Source organism: Enterobacter cloacae complex sp. EB5, assembly GCF_031432835.1.
Taxonomy (GTDB): domain Bacteria; phylum Pseudomonadota; class Gammaproteobacteria; order Enterobacterales; family Enterobacteriaceae; genus Enterobacter; species Enterobacter hormaechei_C.
Map to the genome: position 1 here is coordinate 227,122 of NZ_CP133860.1, position 14,650 is coordinate 241,771.

Below are 14,650 nucleotides of genomic sequence, written 5' to 3' on the forward strand. Positions count from 1 at the left end.
GATTTGCTTATGCATAACGATCGAGGATAATAAAGACATTGCGTATCAGTGATATGCCCCAATACTGTTGGTATATCCCCAAGAGACTCTGACATAGCCATGCCTGAACACTATCGTTTTTCCTTGCCTGTAAAAGCAGGTGACCAACGCCAGCTGGGCGAACTGACAGGCGCGGCCTGCGCCACGCTGGTGGCAGAAATTGCCGAGCGGCATCCAGGGCCGGTGGTGCTGGTTGCCCCGGACATGCAAAACGCCCTGCGCCTGCACGACGAAATTCGTCAGTTCACCGACAGTCTGGTATTCAGCCTGGCCGACTGGGAAACGCTTCCCTACGACAGTTTCTCTCCGCACCAGGAGATCATCTCCTCGCGCCTGTCGACGCTGTATCAGCTTCCCACCATGCAGCGCGGCGTGCTGATTGTGCCGGTGAATACCCTGATGCAGCGCGTCTGTCCGCACAGCTATTTGCACGGCCATGCGCTGGTGATGAAAAAAGGCCAGCGCCTGTCGCGCGATGCCCTGCGCGTGCAGCTGGACGGAGCAGGCTATCGTCATGTCGACCAGGTGATGGAGCACGGCGAATACGCGACGCGCGGTGCGCTGCTTGATCTTTATCCGATGGGCAGCGATCGGCCATATCGTCTGGATTTCTTCGATGATGAGATCGACAGCTTGCGCGTGTTCGACGCCGACACCCAGCGCACGCTGGAGGAAGTGGACTCCATTAATCTGCTGCCCGCCCATGAGTTCCCGACGGATAAAACCGCCATCGAACTGTTCCGCAGCCAGTGGCGCGACAGGTTCGACGTGAAACGCGATGCCGAACATATCTACCAGCAGGTCAGCAAGGGCACCCTTCCGGCCGGGATTGAGTACTGGCAGCCCCTGTTCTTTAACGAACCGCTGCCGGCGCTGTTCAGCTACTTCCCGGCGAATACGCTGATTGTTAACACCGGGGATATCGACGCCAGTGCCAGCCGCTTTGAAAGCGAAACGCGCGCCCGCTTTGAAAATCGGGGCGTTGACCCGATGCGTCCGCTGCTGCCACCGGACATGCTGTGGCTACGTACCGACGAGCTCAACGCCGAGCTGAAACGCTGGCCGCGCATGCAGCTGAAAACCGATTTGCTTGCCGAGAAGGCAGCGAACACCAATCTCGCGTTCCGGACACTGCCTGACCTGGCTGTTCAGGCGCAGCAGAAATCCCCGCTTGATAATCTGCGCAAGTTTCTTGAGTCCTTCACCGGGCCGGTGGTCTTCTCCGTTGAAAGTGAAGGTCGCCGTGAAGCGCTGGGCGAACTGCTGGGACGGATCAAAGTCGCGCCAAAGCGCATTCTTCGTCTGAGCGAAGCGACCGGTAATGGCCGTTACCTGATGATCGGCGCCGCCGAGCACGGATTCATTGATACGCTCAATAACCTGGCGTTGATTTGTGAAAGCGACCTGCTGGGCGAGCGCGTCGCGCGCCGTCGTCAGGACAGCCGTCGCACCATCAACCCGGACACCCTGATCCGTAACCTGGCCGAACTGCACCCCGGTCAGCCGATCGTTCACCTGGAACACGGTGTGGGTCGTTATCAGGGGATGACCACCCTCGAAGCAGGCGGCATCAAAGGTGAATACCTGATGCTGACCTACGCCAACGACGCCAAACTGTATGTGCCGGTGTCGTCCCTGCATCTTATCAGCCGCTACGCCGGGGGGGCGGAAGAGAATGCGCCGCTGCACAAGCTGGGCGGCGATGCCTGGGCGCGCGCGCGCCAGAAGGCGGCAGAAAAAGTACGCGACGTGGCCGCCGAGCTGCTGGATATCTACGCCCAGCGTGCGGCCAAAGAGGGCTATGCGTTTAAGCATGATAAAGAGCAGTACCAGCTGTTCTGCGACAGCTTCCCGTTTGAAACTACGCCGGATCAGGCCCAGGCCATTAACGCGGTGCTGAGCGACATGTGCCAGCCGCTGGCGATGGACCGTTTAGTCTGCGGTGACGTGGGCTTCGGCAAAACCGAAGTGGCGATGCGCGCCGCTTTCCTGGCGGTGGAAAACAACAAGCAGGTGGCGGTGCTGGTGCCGACTACCCTCCTCGCCCAGCAGCACTTCGACAACTTCCGCGACCGCTTCGCCAACTGGCCGGTACGCATAGAGATGCTGTCGCGTTTTCGCAGCGCCAAAGAGCAGACGCAGATCCTGGAACAGGCCAGTGAAGGCAAAATTGATATTCTGATCGGCACTCACAAGCTGCTGCAAAGTGACGTGAAGTGGAAAGATCTGGGGCTGCTGATCGTCGACGAAGAGCACCGCTTCGGGGTGCGCCACAAAGAGCGCATCAAAGCGATGCGCGCCGACGTCGACATTCTGACCCTGACCGCAACGCCGATCCCGCGCACCCTGAACATGGCGATGAGCGGCATGCGCGATCTGTCGATTATCGCCACCCCACCGGCGCGCCGTCTGGCGGTGAAAACCTTTGTTCGCGAGTACGACAATCTGGTGGTGCGCGAGGCGATCCTGCGCGAAGTGCTGCGCGGCGGCCAGGTGTATTACCTGTATAACGACGTTGAAAATATTCAGAAAGCCGCCGACAGGCTGGCAGAGCTGGTACCGGAAGCGCGCATCGCCATTGGTCACGGCCAGATGCGCGAGCGCGAGCTTGAGCGGGTGATGAACGATTTCCACCATCAGCGTTTCAACGTGCTGGTGTGTACCACCATCATTGAGACCGGGATCGACATTCCAACGGCGAACACCATCATCATCGAACGCGCGGATCACTTCGGCCTGGCCCAGCTGCACCAGCTGCGCGGGCGCGTCGGGCGTTCACACCATCAGGCCTACGCCTGGCTGCTGACGCCGCATCCGAAGGCGATGACCAACGACGCGCAAAAGCGTCTGGAAGCTATCGCCTCGCTGGAAGATCTGGGCGCTGGCTTTGCGCTGGCGACCCACGACCTGGAGATCCGCGGCGCCGGTGAGCTGCTGGGTGAAGACCAGAGCGGCTCCATGGAAACCATCGGTTTCTCGCTGTATATGGAGCTGCTGGAAAATGCCGTCGACGCGCTTAAAGCCGGACGTGAACCGTCTCTGGAAGATCTCACCAGCCAGCAGACCGAAGTGGAACTGCGCATGCCTTCTCTGCTGCCGGATGATTTTATTCCTGACGTGAATACCCGTCTGTCGTTCTACAAACGCATTGCCAGCGCGAAAAGCGAAGGCGAGCTGGAAGAGATCAAAGTCGAACTGATTGACCGTTTTGGGATATTGCCCGATGCGGCGCGCAACCTGCTGGATATTGCCCGCCTGCGTCAGCAGGCGCAGAAGCTGGGCATTCGCAAGCTTGAAGGCAATGAGAAAGGCGGCGTCATTGAGTTTGCCGAAAATAACCACGTCGATCCGATGTGGCTGATTGGCCTCCTGCAAAAACAGCCGCAGCATTTCCGTCTTGATGGCCCGACGCGCCTGAAATTTACTCAGGATCTGGCGGAACGTAAAACCCGCATGGACTGGGTGCGTAACTTTATACGTCAGTTAGAAGAAAACGCCATCGCATAACAGTTTCCCCCGCCAGCGCCCGGCTGGTGGGGTACAATTTACAAACTCTTTGCACTTCGCCCGAACTTCCCGACTATACATTCGCCATAATTATCATTAACGCCTTATAAAACAATAACCTTATCATTTGCATGGATTATGATAATGATGATTTCTTCGCGTTTTACCCGCTGGTTAACTCTGGTTGCGCTGGCCGCGACGGTTGCCGTCGCGCTCCCTGCTCGCGCCAATACCTGGCCTCTTCCGCCTGCCGGCAGCAACGTCGTAGGTGAAAACCGCTTTCACGTGGTTGAAAACGATGGCGGTTCGCTGGAAGCGATTGCCAAAAAATATAACGTCGGGTTCCTGGCGCTGTTGCAGGCCAACCCGGGGGTAGATCCGTACGTGCCCCGGGCGGGCAGCGTACTGACGATTCCGCTGCAAACCATCCTGCCGGACGCGCCGCGTCAGGGCATTGTGATTAACCTCGCCGAGCTGCGTCTGTATTACTACCCGCCGGGCAAGAACGAAGTGACCGTCTACCCTATCGGTATTGGTCAGCTGGGGGGCGATACGCTCACGCCTACCATGGTCACTACCGTCTCTGATAAGCGCGCTAATCCTACCTGGACCCCGACGGCAAACATTCGCGCCCGTTATAAAGCTCAAGGTATCGACCTGCCCGCCGTGGTGCCTGCTGGTCCGGATAACCCAATGGGGCACCATGCAATTCGCCTGGCGGCATACGGTGGGGTTTATCTTCTGCACGGTACGAATGCGGATTTCGGGATCGGGATGCGCGTCAGCTCCGGCTGCATTCGCCTGCGCGATGACGATATCAAAACGCTCTACCGCGTGATCGCCCCTGGCACGAAAGTGAATATCATCAATACGCCGATTAAAGTGTCTGAAGAGCCGGGTGGCGTCCGTCTGGTTGAGATCCACCAGCCGCTATCGAAAAATATCAATGACGATCCGCAGACGCTGCCAATTAATCTTAATGCCTCGATGGTGAGTTTTAAAACGAATGCCAATACCGATGGCGCGGTGATGGAGCGGGCGATGGAAGCACGCTCGGGGATGCCAACCGATGTCACGCGGCATCATGAGGTTGCTCAGCAGTCAATGTAAAGCAGTAATAACGACAAACGCCCTGCATGAGCAGGGCGTTTTTTATTGCAGTGGCATAACGGAGGGTTGCGTTACGCTTATTTGTAGATAACTGCGGTACCGTGCAGGGTGTTAGGACCGGTCACAGAGGTGATGCGGAATGATTTCGCACCCATTTCGTCAGCTTTTTGTGCCAGCTGATCTTCCAGAGAGCCCAGGTTAGTCCCGGCAGTGGCAGAGATGGTACCGACTTTCTGCTGGTCTGCTGGCGTGGATTGCACTTCAACAGCGGCGAAGCTTGCGAAAGAGAGTGAACTCAGAACGGCGGCAGCGATGAGGGTTTTAACGTTTTTCATGATTTTATACCTTTAGGCAGATGATGTAGTGGTCGTTAGTTATTTAGTTAACGATCGATAGGTAAATGATAGATGTGATCCAGGTCACACGTCAACCAATTTTTATAATGGTCGTTAAATTAATTTCATTTGTCTTATATTTCATAAAGATAAAATTAAATTATTTTTCAGAAATCACCGCTGGTCGTTGCAGACGTTTATTTTTATAATGACTATTCAACAAAACAACAGAGGACCAACGGCACATGACAACCGATGTCACGCGTTGCGCAAAGAAAAGCCGTGGCCGACCAAAAGTGTTCGACAGGGATGCGGCGCTCGATAAGGCCATGACGCTCTTCTGGCAGCATGGGTATGAAGCTACGTCGCTTTCCGATCTCGTGGAAGCAACGGGCGCGAAAGCCCCTACCCTGTACGCAGAGTTCACAAACAAAGAAGGCTTATTCCGGGCCGTTCTGGACAGATACATCTCGCGCTTCGCGGCAAAACATGAAGCCCAGCTGTTCTGCGAAGAAAAAACGGTTGAGCAGGCATTGCAGGATTATTTCTCGGCAATCGCGACCTGCTATACCAGCAAGGACACGCCTGCGGGCTGTTTTATGATCAACACCTCCGCGACCCTCGCGGCATCCTCTAAAGAGATTGCCAACACGGTCAAATCGCGGCATGCGATGCAGGAGGAGACGCTCAGCACGTTTCTGGCTCAGCGTCAGCAGCGCGGCGAAATCCCGGCGCATTGCCGCCCGCAGGAACTGGCCCAGTATCTGAGCTGTATTTTACAGGGGATGTCCATCAGCGCCCGTGAAGGCGCGACGCTGGAAAAATTGCAGGGGATTACGCAAACAACGCTGCGCCTGTGGCCTGAACTTCTTAAACTTTGACGCAAAAAAAAGCTCCTCAGCCTGAGCGCATGAGGAGCTAAGTTCAGAGAACATCTTTTTTACACTTTGTTATTCAGTATCAGCTGACCATTGCTGTCGAGAGGGATCTGCGTGCCAGGATCTTTATCCATGCGGATTTTGCCCTGCTGATCGCCAATTTTGTAGGTTACGTCGTAGCCCAACATTTTTTCAGACTTGTCATACACGGTTTTACAGCGCTGCTGCGTTGTAGTGTAGGTATCATTTTCCTGCATCGCGCCCTGCACCTGGTTTCCGGCATAACCGCCCCCCAACGCACCAACTACCGTCGCGACATCCTTACCACGGCCGCCACCAAACTGATGACCAATCACCCCACCAGCAACCGCGCCGAGCACGGAGCCTGCGATACGGTTTTCATCCTGAACCGGACGACGATGGGTGACAGAAACATTTCGGCACTCCTGACGAGGCGTCTTGACCGTCTCTTTGATCGGTGTAGCGGAAACCACCTGCGCATACTGCGGGCCACGATCAAGTACGTTCAGACTGGCAACGGCAGCCACACCTAACGCAGCTGCGACGCCAATCCCTATACCCGCCAACATTGATTTATTCACGGGACTTCCTCCTTTGTTGCAATTGGTAGCAATTTTGCAGCGCAATAAACGCTTCGCCAATAAGATAAAGGATCAAAATCAGGGTTGTTGGCCGGGACAACGAGGGTTTAAGAGAACTCTTAAGCGTCAGGAGCGAAATGTACAGCATGATGTGCTAAGAATTCCCTCCGGCGGGCCCGGAGGGAGAGAGAAATTAGTGCAGCTTCAGGCGTGGACGGATCACGCGGTTGATGCGGCCAACCAGCATCATCAGGCCGGTTTTGAAGTAGCCGTGCAGCGCAATCTGGTGCATACGATACAGAGAAATGTACACGAAGCGGGCGATGCGCCCTTCCACCATCATGGAGCCGCGCATCAGGTTACCCATCAGGCTGCCCACGGTGGAGAAGTTTGAGAGCGACACCAGAGAGCCGTGGTCTTTGTAGACATAGGCCTTCATCGGTTTGCCTTTCATCTGTGCCAGAATGTTATGCAGCACGAGGCTTGCCATCTGGTGCGCGGCCTGAGCGCGAGGCGGTACAAATCCGCCTTCCGGTCGTGCGCAGGAGGCACAGTCGCCAATGGCGAAGATGTCCGGATCGCGCGTGGTTTGCAGCGTCGGCTCTGTCACCAGCTGATTAATGCGGTTCGTCTCCAGCCCACCGATATCTTTCATGAAATCAGGCGCTTTGATCCCCGCAGCCCAGACCATCAGGTCGGCCTGGATGTATTCGCCGTCTTTGGTATGCAGGCCGCCCTCATCCGCGCTGGTCACCATAGTCTGGGTCAGCACGCGCACGCCCAGTTTGGTCAGCTCGTTGTGCGCCGCGCCGGAAATACGCGGCGGCAGCGCAGGCAGAATACGTTCACCTGCTTCCACCAGCGTCACATTCAGCGCTTCGTTAGTCAGCCCTTTGTAGCCGTAGCTGTGCAGCTGTTTGACCGCATTGTGCAACTCCGCCGATAATTCAACGCCCGTTGCCCCGCCGCCCACGATAGCAATGTTAACCTTGCCGTTAGCACCCATGTTGTTGGTGTACTTCAGGAACAGGTTAAGCATCTCCTGATGGAAACGACGCGCCTGATGCGGGTTATCCAGGAAGATGCAGTGCTCTTTTACGCCTGGGGTGTTGAAATCATTGGAGGTACTGCCCAGGGCCATCACCAGCGTGTCATAGGCCAGCTTGCGCTCAGGAACCAGCAGCTCGCCTTTATCATCACGCAGCTCAGCCAGCGTGATGGTTTTGTTTTCACGATTGATGTCCACCACCGAACCCAGCTGGAACTGGAAGTGGTGGTTACGCGCGTGCGCCAGATAGCTCAGCGCATCCACGCCCTCATCCAGCGACCCGGTTGCCACTTCGTGCAGTAACGGCTTCCACAGATGACTGTGGTTACGATCCACCAGCGTGATTTTGGCTTTCTTACCGCGCCCCAGCTTCTTACCCAGCTGTGTTGCCAGCTCCAGTCCGCCAGCACCACCGCCGACAATCACTATCTTTTTCAATGGCGTAGTCAACGTGACCCCCTCAAATTATTAACCAATTGTTAATTAAAAGTTATATAAATAACCCTTAATTAACAACAGGTTACTGCGCTGAAACCATTCAGATTCATTGAGAATAGCACGTCAGGCGCATTGGTCATACCAAAATTGATATGTATCAAGTTTTGATGGTTTAAAAGTAGACAACTCTGACAAAAAAGAGGCCCGGTACGCTCTCACGTACCGGGCCTTTATCAGGTTCAGGGAGATCAGCCCAGCGTTTTAAAGGCTTTAATACGCTGCAAGTGCGGGGAAATGTTTTTGAACTTGTGGGTCTGCTCTTCGTCCCAGACAATTTCGTAGTAATGGTGCAGAAGCTCGGCGGCGCGGGAGCTGTTCAGCGCTTCATCGTTGCGGGAAAGGATCACCAGACACCGATCGCGGTTCTTTTCACGGAAATTGCTCACGCATTTGGTTGCGATATCGGCGTACTCCTCCGGACGGTCGATCTTGCCTTCCATGTTTTCGTTTGGAAACAGGTTAGGATTAAAAATGACCTGACGGATATCGCACAAAAAACCGATGCGCTCTGCCCAGTATCCCCCCAAACCCACGCCGCAGATCAGCGGGCGATCGTCGATATTGAGCTGCAACATTTTGTCCACTTCTTTAAGCAGATGCTGCATGTCATGCTTCGGATGACGCGTGCTGTAACTGATCAGCCGGACATCCGGATCGATAAACTGCAATTGCAGCACTTTCTCATGATTACCAGGACTGTTTGAGTCAAAACCGTGTAAATAGATGATCATCGTCTCACCACGCTACGCCTTCCGGGATGAATTAAAGGGCTGCTTTATGTGCCTGCCAGCGCTCGTTCAGGGCTTCAAGCCGGGCGTTTACCGCTTTCCAGCGCGCCGAGTCCATCAGCTCCTGACGACTAAATGAACCTTTATGATACAATTGTGTAACACGTTCAGCATTGATCGGCGACAGGTTATCCAGCACGCTCACCGCCCCTTTACGATTATTGCAGACGAGGATCATATCGCAACCCGCATCCAGCGAAGCCTGCCCACGTTCCGCATAGCTACCCATAATCGCCGCCCCTTCCATGGATAAATCGTCAGAGAAAATTACGCCATTGAAGCCTAACTCCTGACGCAGCACGGTTTTCAGCCAGTGTGGAGAGCCGCTGGCCGGACGCGGATCGACCTCACTGTAGATGACGTGCGCAGGCATGATGGCGTCCAGCTTGTTATCGGCGATCAGCGAGCGGAAAACCGACATGTCTTTCGCGCGAATGTCTGCTTCAGGGCGCGGATCGCGCGGGGTTTCTTTATGGGAATCCGCCGTTACCGCCCCGTGGCCCGGGAAATGTTTGCCGGTGGTTTTCATGCCCGCAGCGTGCATACCGTCGATGAAGCGCGTCGCCATCGCCAGCGCGATACGCGGATCGTCATGATACGAACGCTCACCAATTGCCGCGCTAATGTGTCCTACGTCCAGCACCGGGGCGAAGCTGATATCGATATCCATGGCGATCATCTCGCTGGCCATCAGCCAGCCGGCGTCCTGCGCCAGTTGACCGCCCTCTTCAGTACCCAGCAGCGCAGCAAAAGATTGCGCGGCGGGTAAACGGGTAAACCCTTCGCGGAAACGCTGCACGCGTCCACCTTCCTGGTCAACCGCAATCACCAGGCGATTGCGCGACGCCGCGCGGATCTGGCGAACCAGCTCGCGCAGCTGTGCCGGATCATGATAATTGCGGGTGAAAAGAATCAGCCCCCCTACCAGCGGGTGCGCCAGAATTTCGCGCTCTTCCGCATCCAGCTCAAACCCTTCGACATCCAACATTACTGGACCCACACCAACCTCTCTTATCCTTTCGTTTGTAACTGACGCCAGGCATCATTTGCCAGCGCAATAAATTGTTTGTCATCTGTCTGCTGAAGGCGCATTTCAAACCATCCCGCCATCAGCATCAGTACCCACGGACGCCAGCGCGCGACCTGCCGCGCAAGGGTGAGCGCATTGATGTTGGCGTTTCGGGCATAGGCGGTTATCAGCTGCTCGCGCGAGGCCTCATCAGGCATCCAGACCGCAGCGAGTTCGAGCGCCACGTCACCGTCTCCGGCATATTCCCAGTCGATAAGTTTCTCGCCTGCCGTGGTATGAACGATATTCCCCGCGTGGACATCCATATGCAGCGGCGCCAGACGTAACGCCTGCGGCTCTCCCGCTTTACGCAGCCGCTTAAGCTGCGCCAGCCAGTAGGGCGTGCGTCGTCCAGGCGCAGCCTGCTGCCAGTAGCGATCCAGCAAAGGAAGTAACGTTACCCGCCAGCCCAGACGCGGCTGGCGATGCAGATGATACAGCATGGCTGCCAGCGCAGGCGTATCGGGAAGCTCGCTTTTGATCTCACCCGCAATAAATGCCACCGCCATCCAGTCTCTGATAAAGAGATGAGGTTGTGGCGCAAGGTCGGCGGGCAGGCGCTTCAGGGCGCAGAACTGGCGACGGAAATGGGAGGCAGGCGCGGCGGCATCGTGATGCTGACGTAAAACCAGCCGATGGTCGCCACGCTCAATAATGCAACTCGCGCCGCCAAGCCCGGCGGGGGCTTGCGGCGCGATAACACGGTACTGAGGGAAATAACGCGTCAGGACATCATGACGCGTGCGCTTATTGTTGCGTAACGGCACCTTTACCTGACCAGATAATTTCGCCGGTCTGAACCAGCATTAACTGCATCTGCAACGACGGCGTGTTCACGTTGCCTGTCGCGTTAGAATAAAGGACATACTGCGCGCCAACGTTGCGGGCGATACCAATTGCTTTACTGCGCGAACCCAGGCTGTCCTGAGGCGACAGACCAAGCTGTTGCTTGGCGACGGCGAGCTGCTGGGCTGAGACCAGCGTAAATTTACCGTTGTTTGCCAGCGCGTTGCGCAGGGTTTCCGTCGCTTCTCCCGCATTCAGGGAACCGTTTGTACGGTTGTTCACGCTGTCCACCAGCAGCACGCTGCCGGGCGTAACGCCCTGTGCCTGCAACATTTTGCCCACCATCGGCTGCATTGCGCCGTTCCAGTCATAGTGGCGTACTCGTGGCGCAGGCTGTGCGGTGTCGTCCGGATGTTCGATCGGGCCAGGCTGCGCCGGAATGGTCGGTACAGACGGCACGGTTGGAACAGGCTGCGCTGGCGTTGTTGGCTGTTCCGTTCCCGGCTTCGCCTGATCCACCGGTGCAGGTTCTTCCGTTCGCGTCACACAACCCGCCAGAAAGAGTGCAAAGGCACTCAGGAGCGCATAACGGCTCATTGTTTTAATCAAGGTTCACTCCTTACAAATAAAGATAAAGTCTCACCTTATGTGCACCCAGATAGCTGGCGCTGCCGTAGAGCGTGACCGACGATCTTGCCGGGATGGTCACGCTGCGCGGCGCCTCAAGCGGGTGCATCTCAAGACCTCTCACGTCATACCAGTAGAAGCGATAATGCACCGTCACTGGCTCTTGCCTTTCGTTATAGAGCGTAGAGGAGGCTGAAGACTGGATTTCGCTTATGGTCAGCGAAGGCTTCTCCGCCGTGATGCCCGCAGCAAGCACTGAGGACTCCATCACCAGCGTCTGTTCTTCACTGACCGGGATGGCAGGACGCGCGCTGCACCCAACCATTACCAGCGTCACGATCAGCGCTGCAATACGCCCAGTTAACATATTAAAGACCTTTATGTGCCAGCATCGGTCCCAGTGGACGTCCACCCAGCAGATGCATATGAATATGATAGACTTCCTGGCCGCCATGGCGATTACAGTTCATGATCAGACGGTATCCGTCTTCAGCAATCCCTTCCTGCTCAGCGATTTTCGCGGCCACCGTAAGCATACGGCCCAGCGCCACTTCATGCTCGGTTTTAACGTCATTAACGGTCGGGATCAGAATATTGGGAATAATAAGGATGTGCGTCGGCGCCTGGGGAGAAATGTCGCGGAAAGCCGTGACCAGTTCATCCTGATAGACAATATCCGACGGAATTTCGCGGCGGATAATTTTACTGAAAATCGTTTCTTCAGCCATGACCTTTTCCTTTTAAGTTTAATCTGGCGTCGTGCGTCCGTTGTTAACACACATTGTCTGATTTACTGCGTGACACAAGACAAGAGTATGAGCGAGTTTCTCCTGTCCTTTCAACCTTCTCCCGTGATTTCTTTCCTGATTGCCCCCCATCTGGCTGAAGAGGCATCGCTTTAGGACATTTCTTTTCTGAAACCTTATTTCAGTTCATCCCGAAACATCTGTTTACAGCGTTAATCACAATGCGTATATTTCGCATTTGCATTTTCATGCTCATTTTTAACATAGAAAACGACGTCAGCCCGTGCTAGCGGGACTGTCGCGAATTACCTTCACCATTCACTAAGGGTTTGATGATGTCTTTCATTAATCACACCAGGGATGGGCAACGTCAGCCTGCCGCAACACCTTCGTTGCTGGCCGCCTGCATTGCTATGGCATTGACGCCAACCGCCGCTTTCGCTGCTTCAACCACCGAAGATACCGTCGTCGTAGACGGGGGTTTTGACAACACACAGGATCTTTCTGCCAGCCAGGATCAGGATTACAGCGTAAAAACCACCACCACCGGCACCAAACTGTTGCTGGTTCCCCGCGACATCCCACAGTCCGTCAGCGTTATCAGCCAGCAGCGTATGGCTGACCAGAATCTGCAATCCATCGGACAGGTGCTGACGAACACCACGGGCATTACGGCCCAGGTGCAGGACAGCGACCGTACCGTGTTTTACTCACGCGGCTTTTTCGTCAGCAACTACGCCTATGACGACCTGCCGACGTCCATCAGTGAAGTGTGGAACTTTGGTGATACCGCCGCCGATACCGCGATTTATGACCGCATCGAAGTGGTTCGCGGCGCCACCGGCCTGATGTCCGGCACGGGCAACCCGGCGGCGTACGTTAATATGGTGCGTAAGCATGCGGACAGCACGGAATTTAAAGGTAACGTCTCCGCCAGCTACGGCAGCTGGGACAAGCAGCGCTACGTGCTGGATCTCCAGGCGCCGCTGGTGGAGTCAGGTAAGGTACGGGGCCGTCTGATCACCGGTTATCAGGATAACGACAGCTTCGTGGATAACTACCACTACCGGAAGAAATTCCTCTATGGTGTGATGGACGCGGATGTCACCGACAGCACCACCCTCTCGGTAGGGTATGAATATCAGGAAAGCCATACCACCGACCCGACATGGGGCGGGCTGCCGACCTGGTACAGCGACGGAAGCAAGACCCACTACAATCGCAGCCAGACCGTCGCGCCTGACTGGGCTTATTCAGATAAAGACAGCACCCGCATCTTCGCTAACCTGACTCAGCGTTTCGATAATGGCTGGGAAGCGCACATCAACGGTATGCATGCTGAAACCAACTTCGACTCCAAACTGATGTATATGTCCGGCTATCCGGATAAAGAGACCGGCGCGGGTCTGGTGGGTTATGGCGGCTGGAACCGTGGGGAACGTAAACAGGATGCGGTTGACGCCTTCCTGCGCGGCGGCTTCGATCTCTTTGGCCGTCAGCACGAAATGATGTTCGGCGGCAGCTTCAGCCGTCAGCGTAACCATTACGACAACTCCATGCCGGATGCGGTATACGGCATGGTTGATGTCGGCAACTTTAAGAACTGGAACGGGAACATCGCCGATCCGCAGTGGACGCCCTGGAAACTCTACAGCAAGGATGATATTCGCCAGTCTTCAGCCTATTCGTCGGCTCGTTTCTCGCTGGCCGATCCGCTGCACCTGATCCTGGGCGCGCGCTACACCCAATATAACATTCGTTATAACCCGGCAGGATCGCCGAATACCCGTCTGGAAAGCACCAAAGATGATGTCACGCCGTACGCCGGCCTGGTGTATGACATCAATGAGGACTGGTCGACCTACGTCAGCTATACCTCTATCTTCCAGCCGCAGGATAAACGCGATGCCAGCGGACGTTATCTCGACCCTACCACGGGTAAAAGCTACGAAGCCGGGGTGAAGGCGGACTGGTTTAATACCCGCCTCACCACCTCGCTGGCGATTTTCCGCATTGAGCAGGATAACGTCGCCAGCAACACCTATACCTACATGCCGAGCGGTGAGTCGATCTATGAATCGCTGGACGGCGTGGTCAGCAAAGGGGTCGAGTTCGAGCTCAACGGTGCCCTGACCGATAACTGGCAGCTGACCTTCGGCGCGACGCGTTACATTGCGGAAGATAAAAATGGCAACGCCGTCAGCTCCGATCAGCCGCGCACGACCATGAAGCTGTTCACCCGCTATCAACTGCCAATGCTGCCGGAACTGACCGTGGGCGGTGGCGTAAACTGGCAGAACAAAGTGTGGACGGACGTGGAAGGCGGCCCGGCAGGACGTTCCCGCGCGGAGCAAGGCAGCTATGGGCTGGTGAACCTGTTCAGCCGTTATCAGGTCACCAAAGATTTTGCGGTGCAGGCGAACGTCAACAACCTGTTCGACAAAGAGTATTACGATTACGTCGGCTCTTATGTAGTGTATGGCGCGCCGCTGAACGTCTCGGTGAGCGCGAGCTACGATTTCTGAGTGACAGAAGCCCGGTGGCGCTGCGCTTACCGGGCCTACCCATCACGTAGGCCCGGTAAGGTGCCGCCGCCACCCGGCACCACAAGCAGCAG

At 55.8% G+C, this 14,650-nt stretch carries 13 protein-coding genes; 4 read left to right on the forward strand and 9 right to left on the reverse strand.

Annotated features, from left to right (window positions below; translation table 11 throughout):
* The first annotated feature begins 99 nt into the window (after window positions 1-99).
* Both mfd and RHN82_RS01200 read left to right on the forward strand, forming a co-directional pair.
* The gene (gene mfd / locus RHN82_RS01195) at window positions 100-3,546 is read left to right on the forward strand and encodes a transcription-repair coupling factor (RefSeq protein WP_047051909.1); all 3,447 of its coding nucleotides are present in this window, start codon (window positions 100-102) and stop codon (window positions 3,544-3,546) included.
* 144 nt (window positions 3,547-3,690) lie between these two features.
* The gene (locus RHN82_RS01200) at window positions 3,691-4,656 is read left to right on the forward strand and encodes a L,D-transpeptidase family protein (protein WP_022650791.1); all 966 of its coding nucleotides are present in this window, start codon (window positions 3,691-3,693) and stop codon (window positions 4,654-4,656) included.
* Window positions 4,657-4,733: 77 nt separating this feature from the next.
* On the opposite strand, the gene bhsA is transcribed toward RHN82_RS01200, so the two are convergent.
* Window positions 4,734-4,991, reverse strand: coding sequence for a multiple stress resistance protein BhsA (gene bhsA / locus RHN82_RS01205; protein ID WP_006809234.1), 258 nt, complete (start codon window positions 4,989-4,991; stop codon window positions 4,734-4,736).
* 245 nt (window positions 4,992-5,236) lie between these two features.
* On the opposite strand from bhsA, the gene comR reads away from it, so the two are divergent.
* On the forward strand, window positions 5,237-5,872 hold the full coding sequence (gene comR, locus RHN82_RS01210; RefSeq protein ID WP_047051907.1) for a TetR family copper-responsive transcriptional repressor ComR: 636 nt from the start codon (window positions 5,237-5,239) through the stop codon (window positions 5,870-5,872).
* A gap of 59 nt (window positions 5,873-5,931) precedes the next feature.
* On the opposite strand, the gene RHN82_RS01215 is transcribed toward comR, so the two are convergent.
* From RHN82_RS01215 to hinT, 8 genes are all read right to left on the reverse strand, one after another.
* Window positions 5,932-6,471 (reverse strand): glycine zipper 2TM domain-containing protein, encoded by a 540-nt coding sequence (locus RHN82_RS01215; RefSeq protein WP_017384715.1) that lies wholly within the window; start codon window positions 6,469-6,471, stop codon window positions 5,932-5,934.
* Window positions 6,472-6,664: 193 nt separating this feature from the next.
* Window positions 6,665-7,969: an NAD(P)/FAD-dependent oxidoreductase gene (locus tag RHN82_RS01220; protein WP_017693633.1), complete on the reverse strand. Its 1,305-nt coding sequence runs from the start codon at window positions 7,967-7,969 to the stop codon at window positions 6,665-6,667.
* A gap of 236 nt (window positions 7,970-8,205) precedes the next feature.
* Window positions 8,206-8,748, reverse strand: coding sequence for an alpha/beta hydrolase YcfP (gene ycfP, locus RHN82_RS01225; RefSeq protein WP_006809239.1), 543 nt, complete (start codon window positions 8,746-8,748; stop codon window positions 8,206-8,208).
* Between the two features lie 31 nt (window positions 8,749-8,779).
* On the reverse strand, window positions 8,780-9,805 hold the full coding sequence (nagZ, locus tag RHN82_RS01230) for a beta-N-acetylhexosaminidase (protein ID WP_047051905.1): 1,026 nt from the start codon (window positions 9,803-9,805) through the stop codon (window positions 8,780-8,782).
* Between the two features lie 11 nt (window positions 9,806-9,816).
* Window positions 9,817-10,641 (reverse strand): thiamine kinase, encoded by an 825-nt coding sequence (gene thiK / locus RHN82_RS01235; protein WP_047051904.1) that lies wholly within the window; start codon window positions 10,639-10,641, stop codon window positions 9,817-9,819.
* Window positions 10,622-11,266 carry a penicillin-binding protein activator LpoB gene (gene lpoB / locus RHN82_RS01240; RefSeq protein ID WP_085929697.1) on the reverse strand — a complete coding sequence of 215 codons (645 nt, stop codon included), beginning with the start codon at window positions 11,264-11,266 and terminating at the stop codon, window positions 10,622-10,624. Before lpoB ends, thiK begins: the two co-directional genes overlap by 20 nt.
* 13 nt (window positions 11,267-11,279) lie before the next feature.
* Complete coding sequence (locus tag RHN82_RS01245) at window positions 11,280-11,654, reverse strand: YcfL family protein (RefSeq protein ID WP_003857939.1); 375 nt, start codon at window positions 11,652-11,654, stop codon at window positions 11,280-11,282.
* A 1-nt stretch (window position 11,655) separates the two neighbouring features.
* On the reverse strand, window positions 11,656-12,015 hold the full coding sequence (gene hinT / locus RHN82_RS01250) for a purine nucleoside phosphoramidase (protein WP_006809243.1): 360 nt from the start codon (window positions 12,013-12,015) through the stop codon (window positions 11,656-11,658).
* A gap of 353 nt (window positions 12,016-12,368) precedes the next feature.
* Here hinT and fhuE point away from each other — a divergent pair, with 353 nt between their 5' ends.
* Window positions 12,369-14,558, forward strand: coding sequence for a ferric-rhodotorulic acid/ferric-coprogen receptor FhuE (gene fhuE, locus RHN82_RS01255; RefSeq protein ID WP_047051901.1), 2,190 nt, complete (start codon window positions 12,369-12,371; stop codon window positions 14,556-14,558).
* The last annotated feature ends 92 nt before the right edge of the window (window positions 14,559-14,650 follow it).

Coding starts and splice junctions, on each gene's coding strand:
- RHN82_RS01200 (WP_022650791.1), top strand. CDS start 3,691: ATGATGATTTCTTCGCGTTTTACCCGCTGGTTAACTCTGGTTGCGCTG.
- fhuE (WP_047051901.1), top strand. CDS start 12,369: ATGTCTTTCATTAATCACACCAGGGATGGGCAACGTCAGCCTGCCGCA.
- bhsA (WP_006809234.1), bottom strand. CDS start 4,991: ATGAAAAACGTTAAAACCCTCATCGCTGCCGCCGTTCTGAGTTCACTC.
- mfd (WP_047051909.1), top strand. CDS start 100: ATGCCTGAACACTATCGTTTTTCCTTGCCTGTAAAAGCAGGTGACCAA.
- ycfP (WP_006809239.1), bottom strand. CDS start 8,748: ATGATCATCTATTTACACGGTTTTGACTCAAACAGTCCTGGTAATCAT.
- comR (WP_047051907.1), top strand. CDS start 5,237: ATGACAACCGATGTCACGCGTTGCGCAAAGAAAAGCCGTGGCCGACCA.
- RHN82_RS01245 (WP_003857939.1), bottom strand. CDS start 11,654: ATGTTAACTGGGCGTATTGCAGCGCTGATCGTGACGCTGGTAATGGTT.
- hinT (WP_006809243.1), bottom strand. CDS start 12,015: ATGGCTGAAGAAACGATTTTCAGTAAAATTATCCGCCGCGAAATTCCG.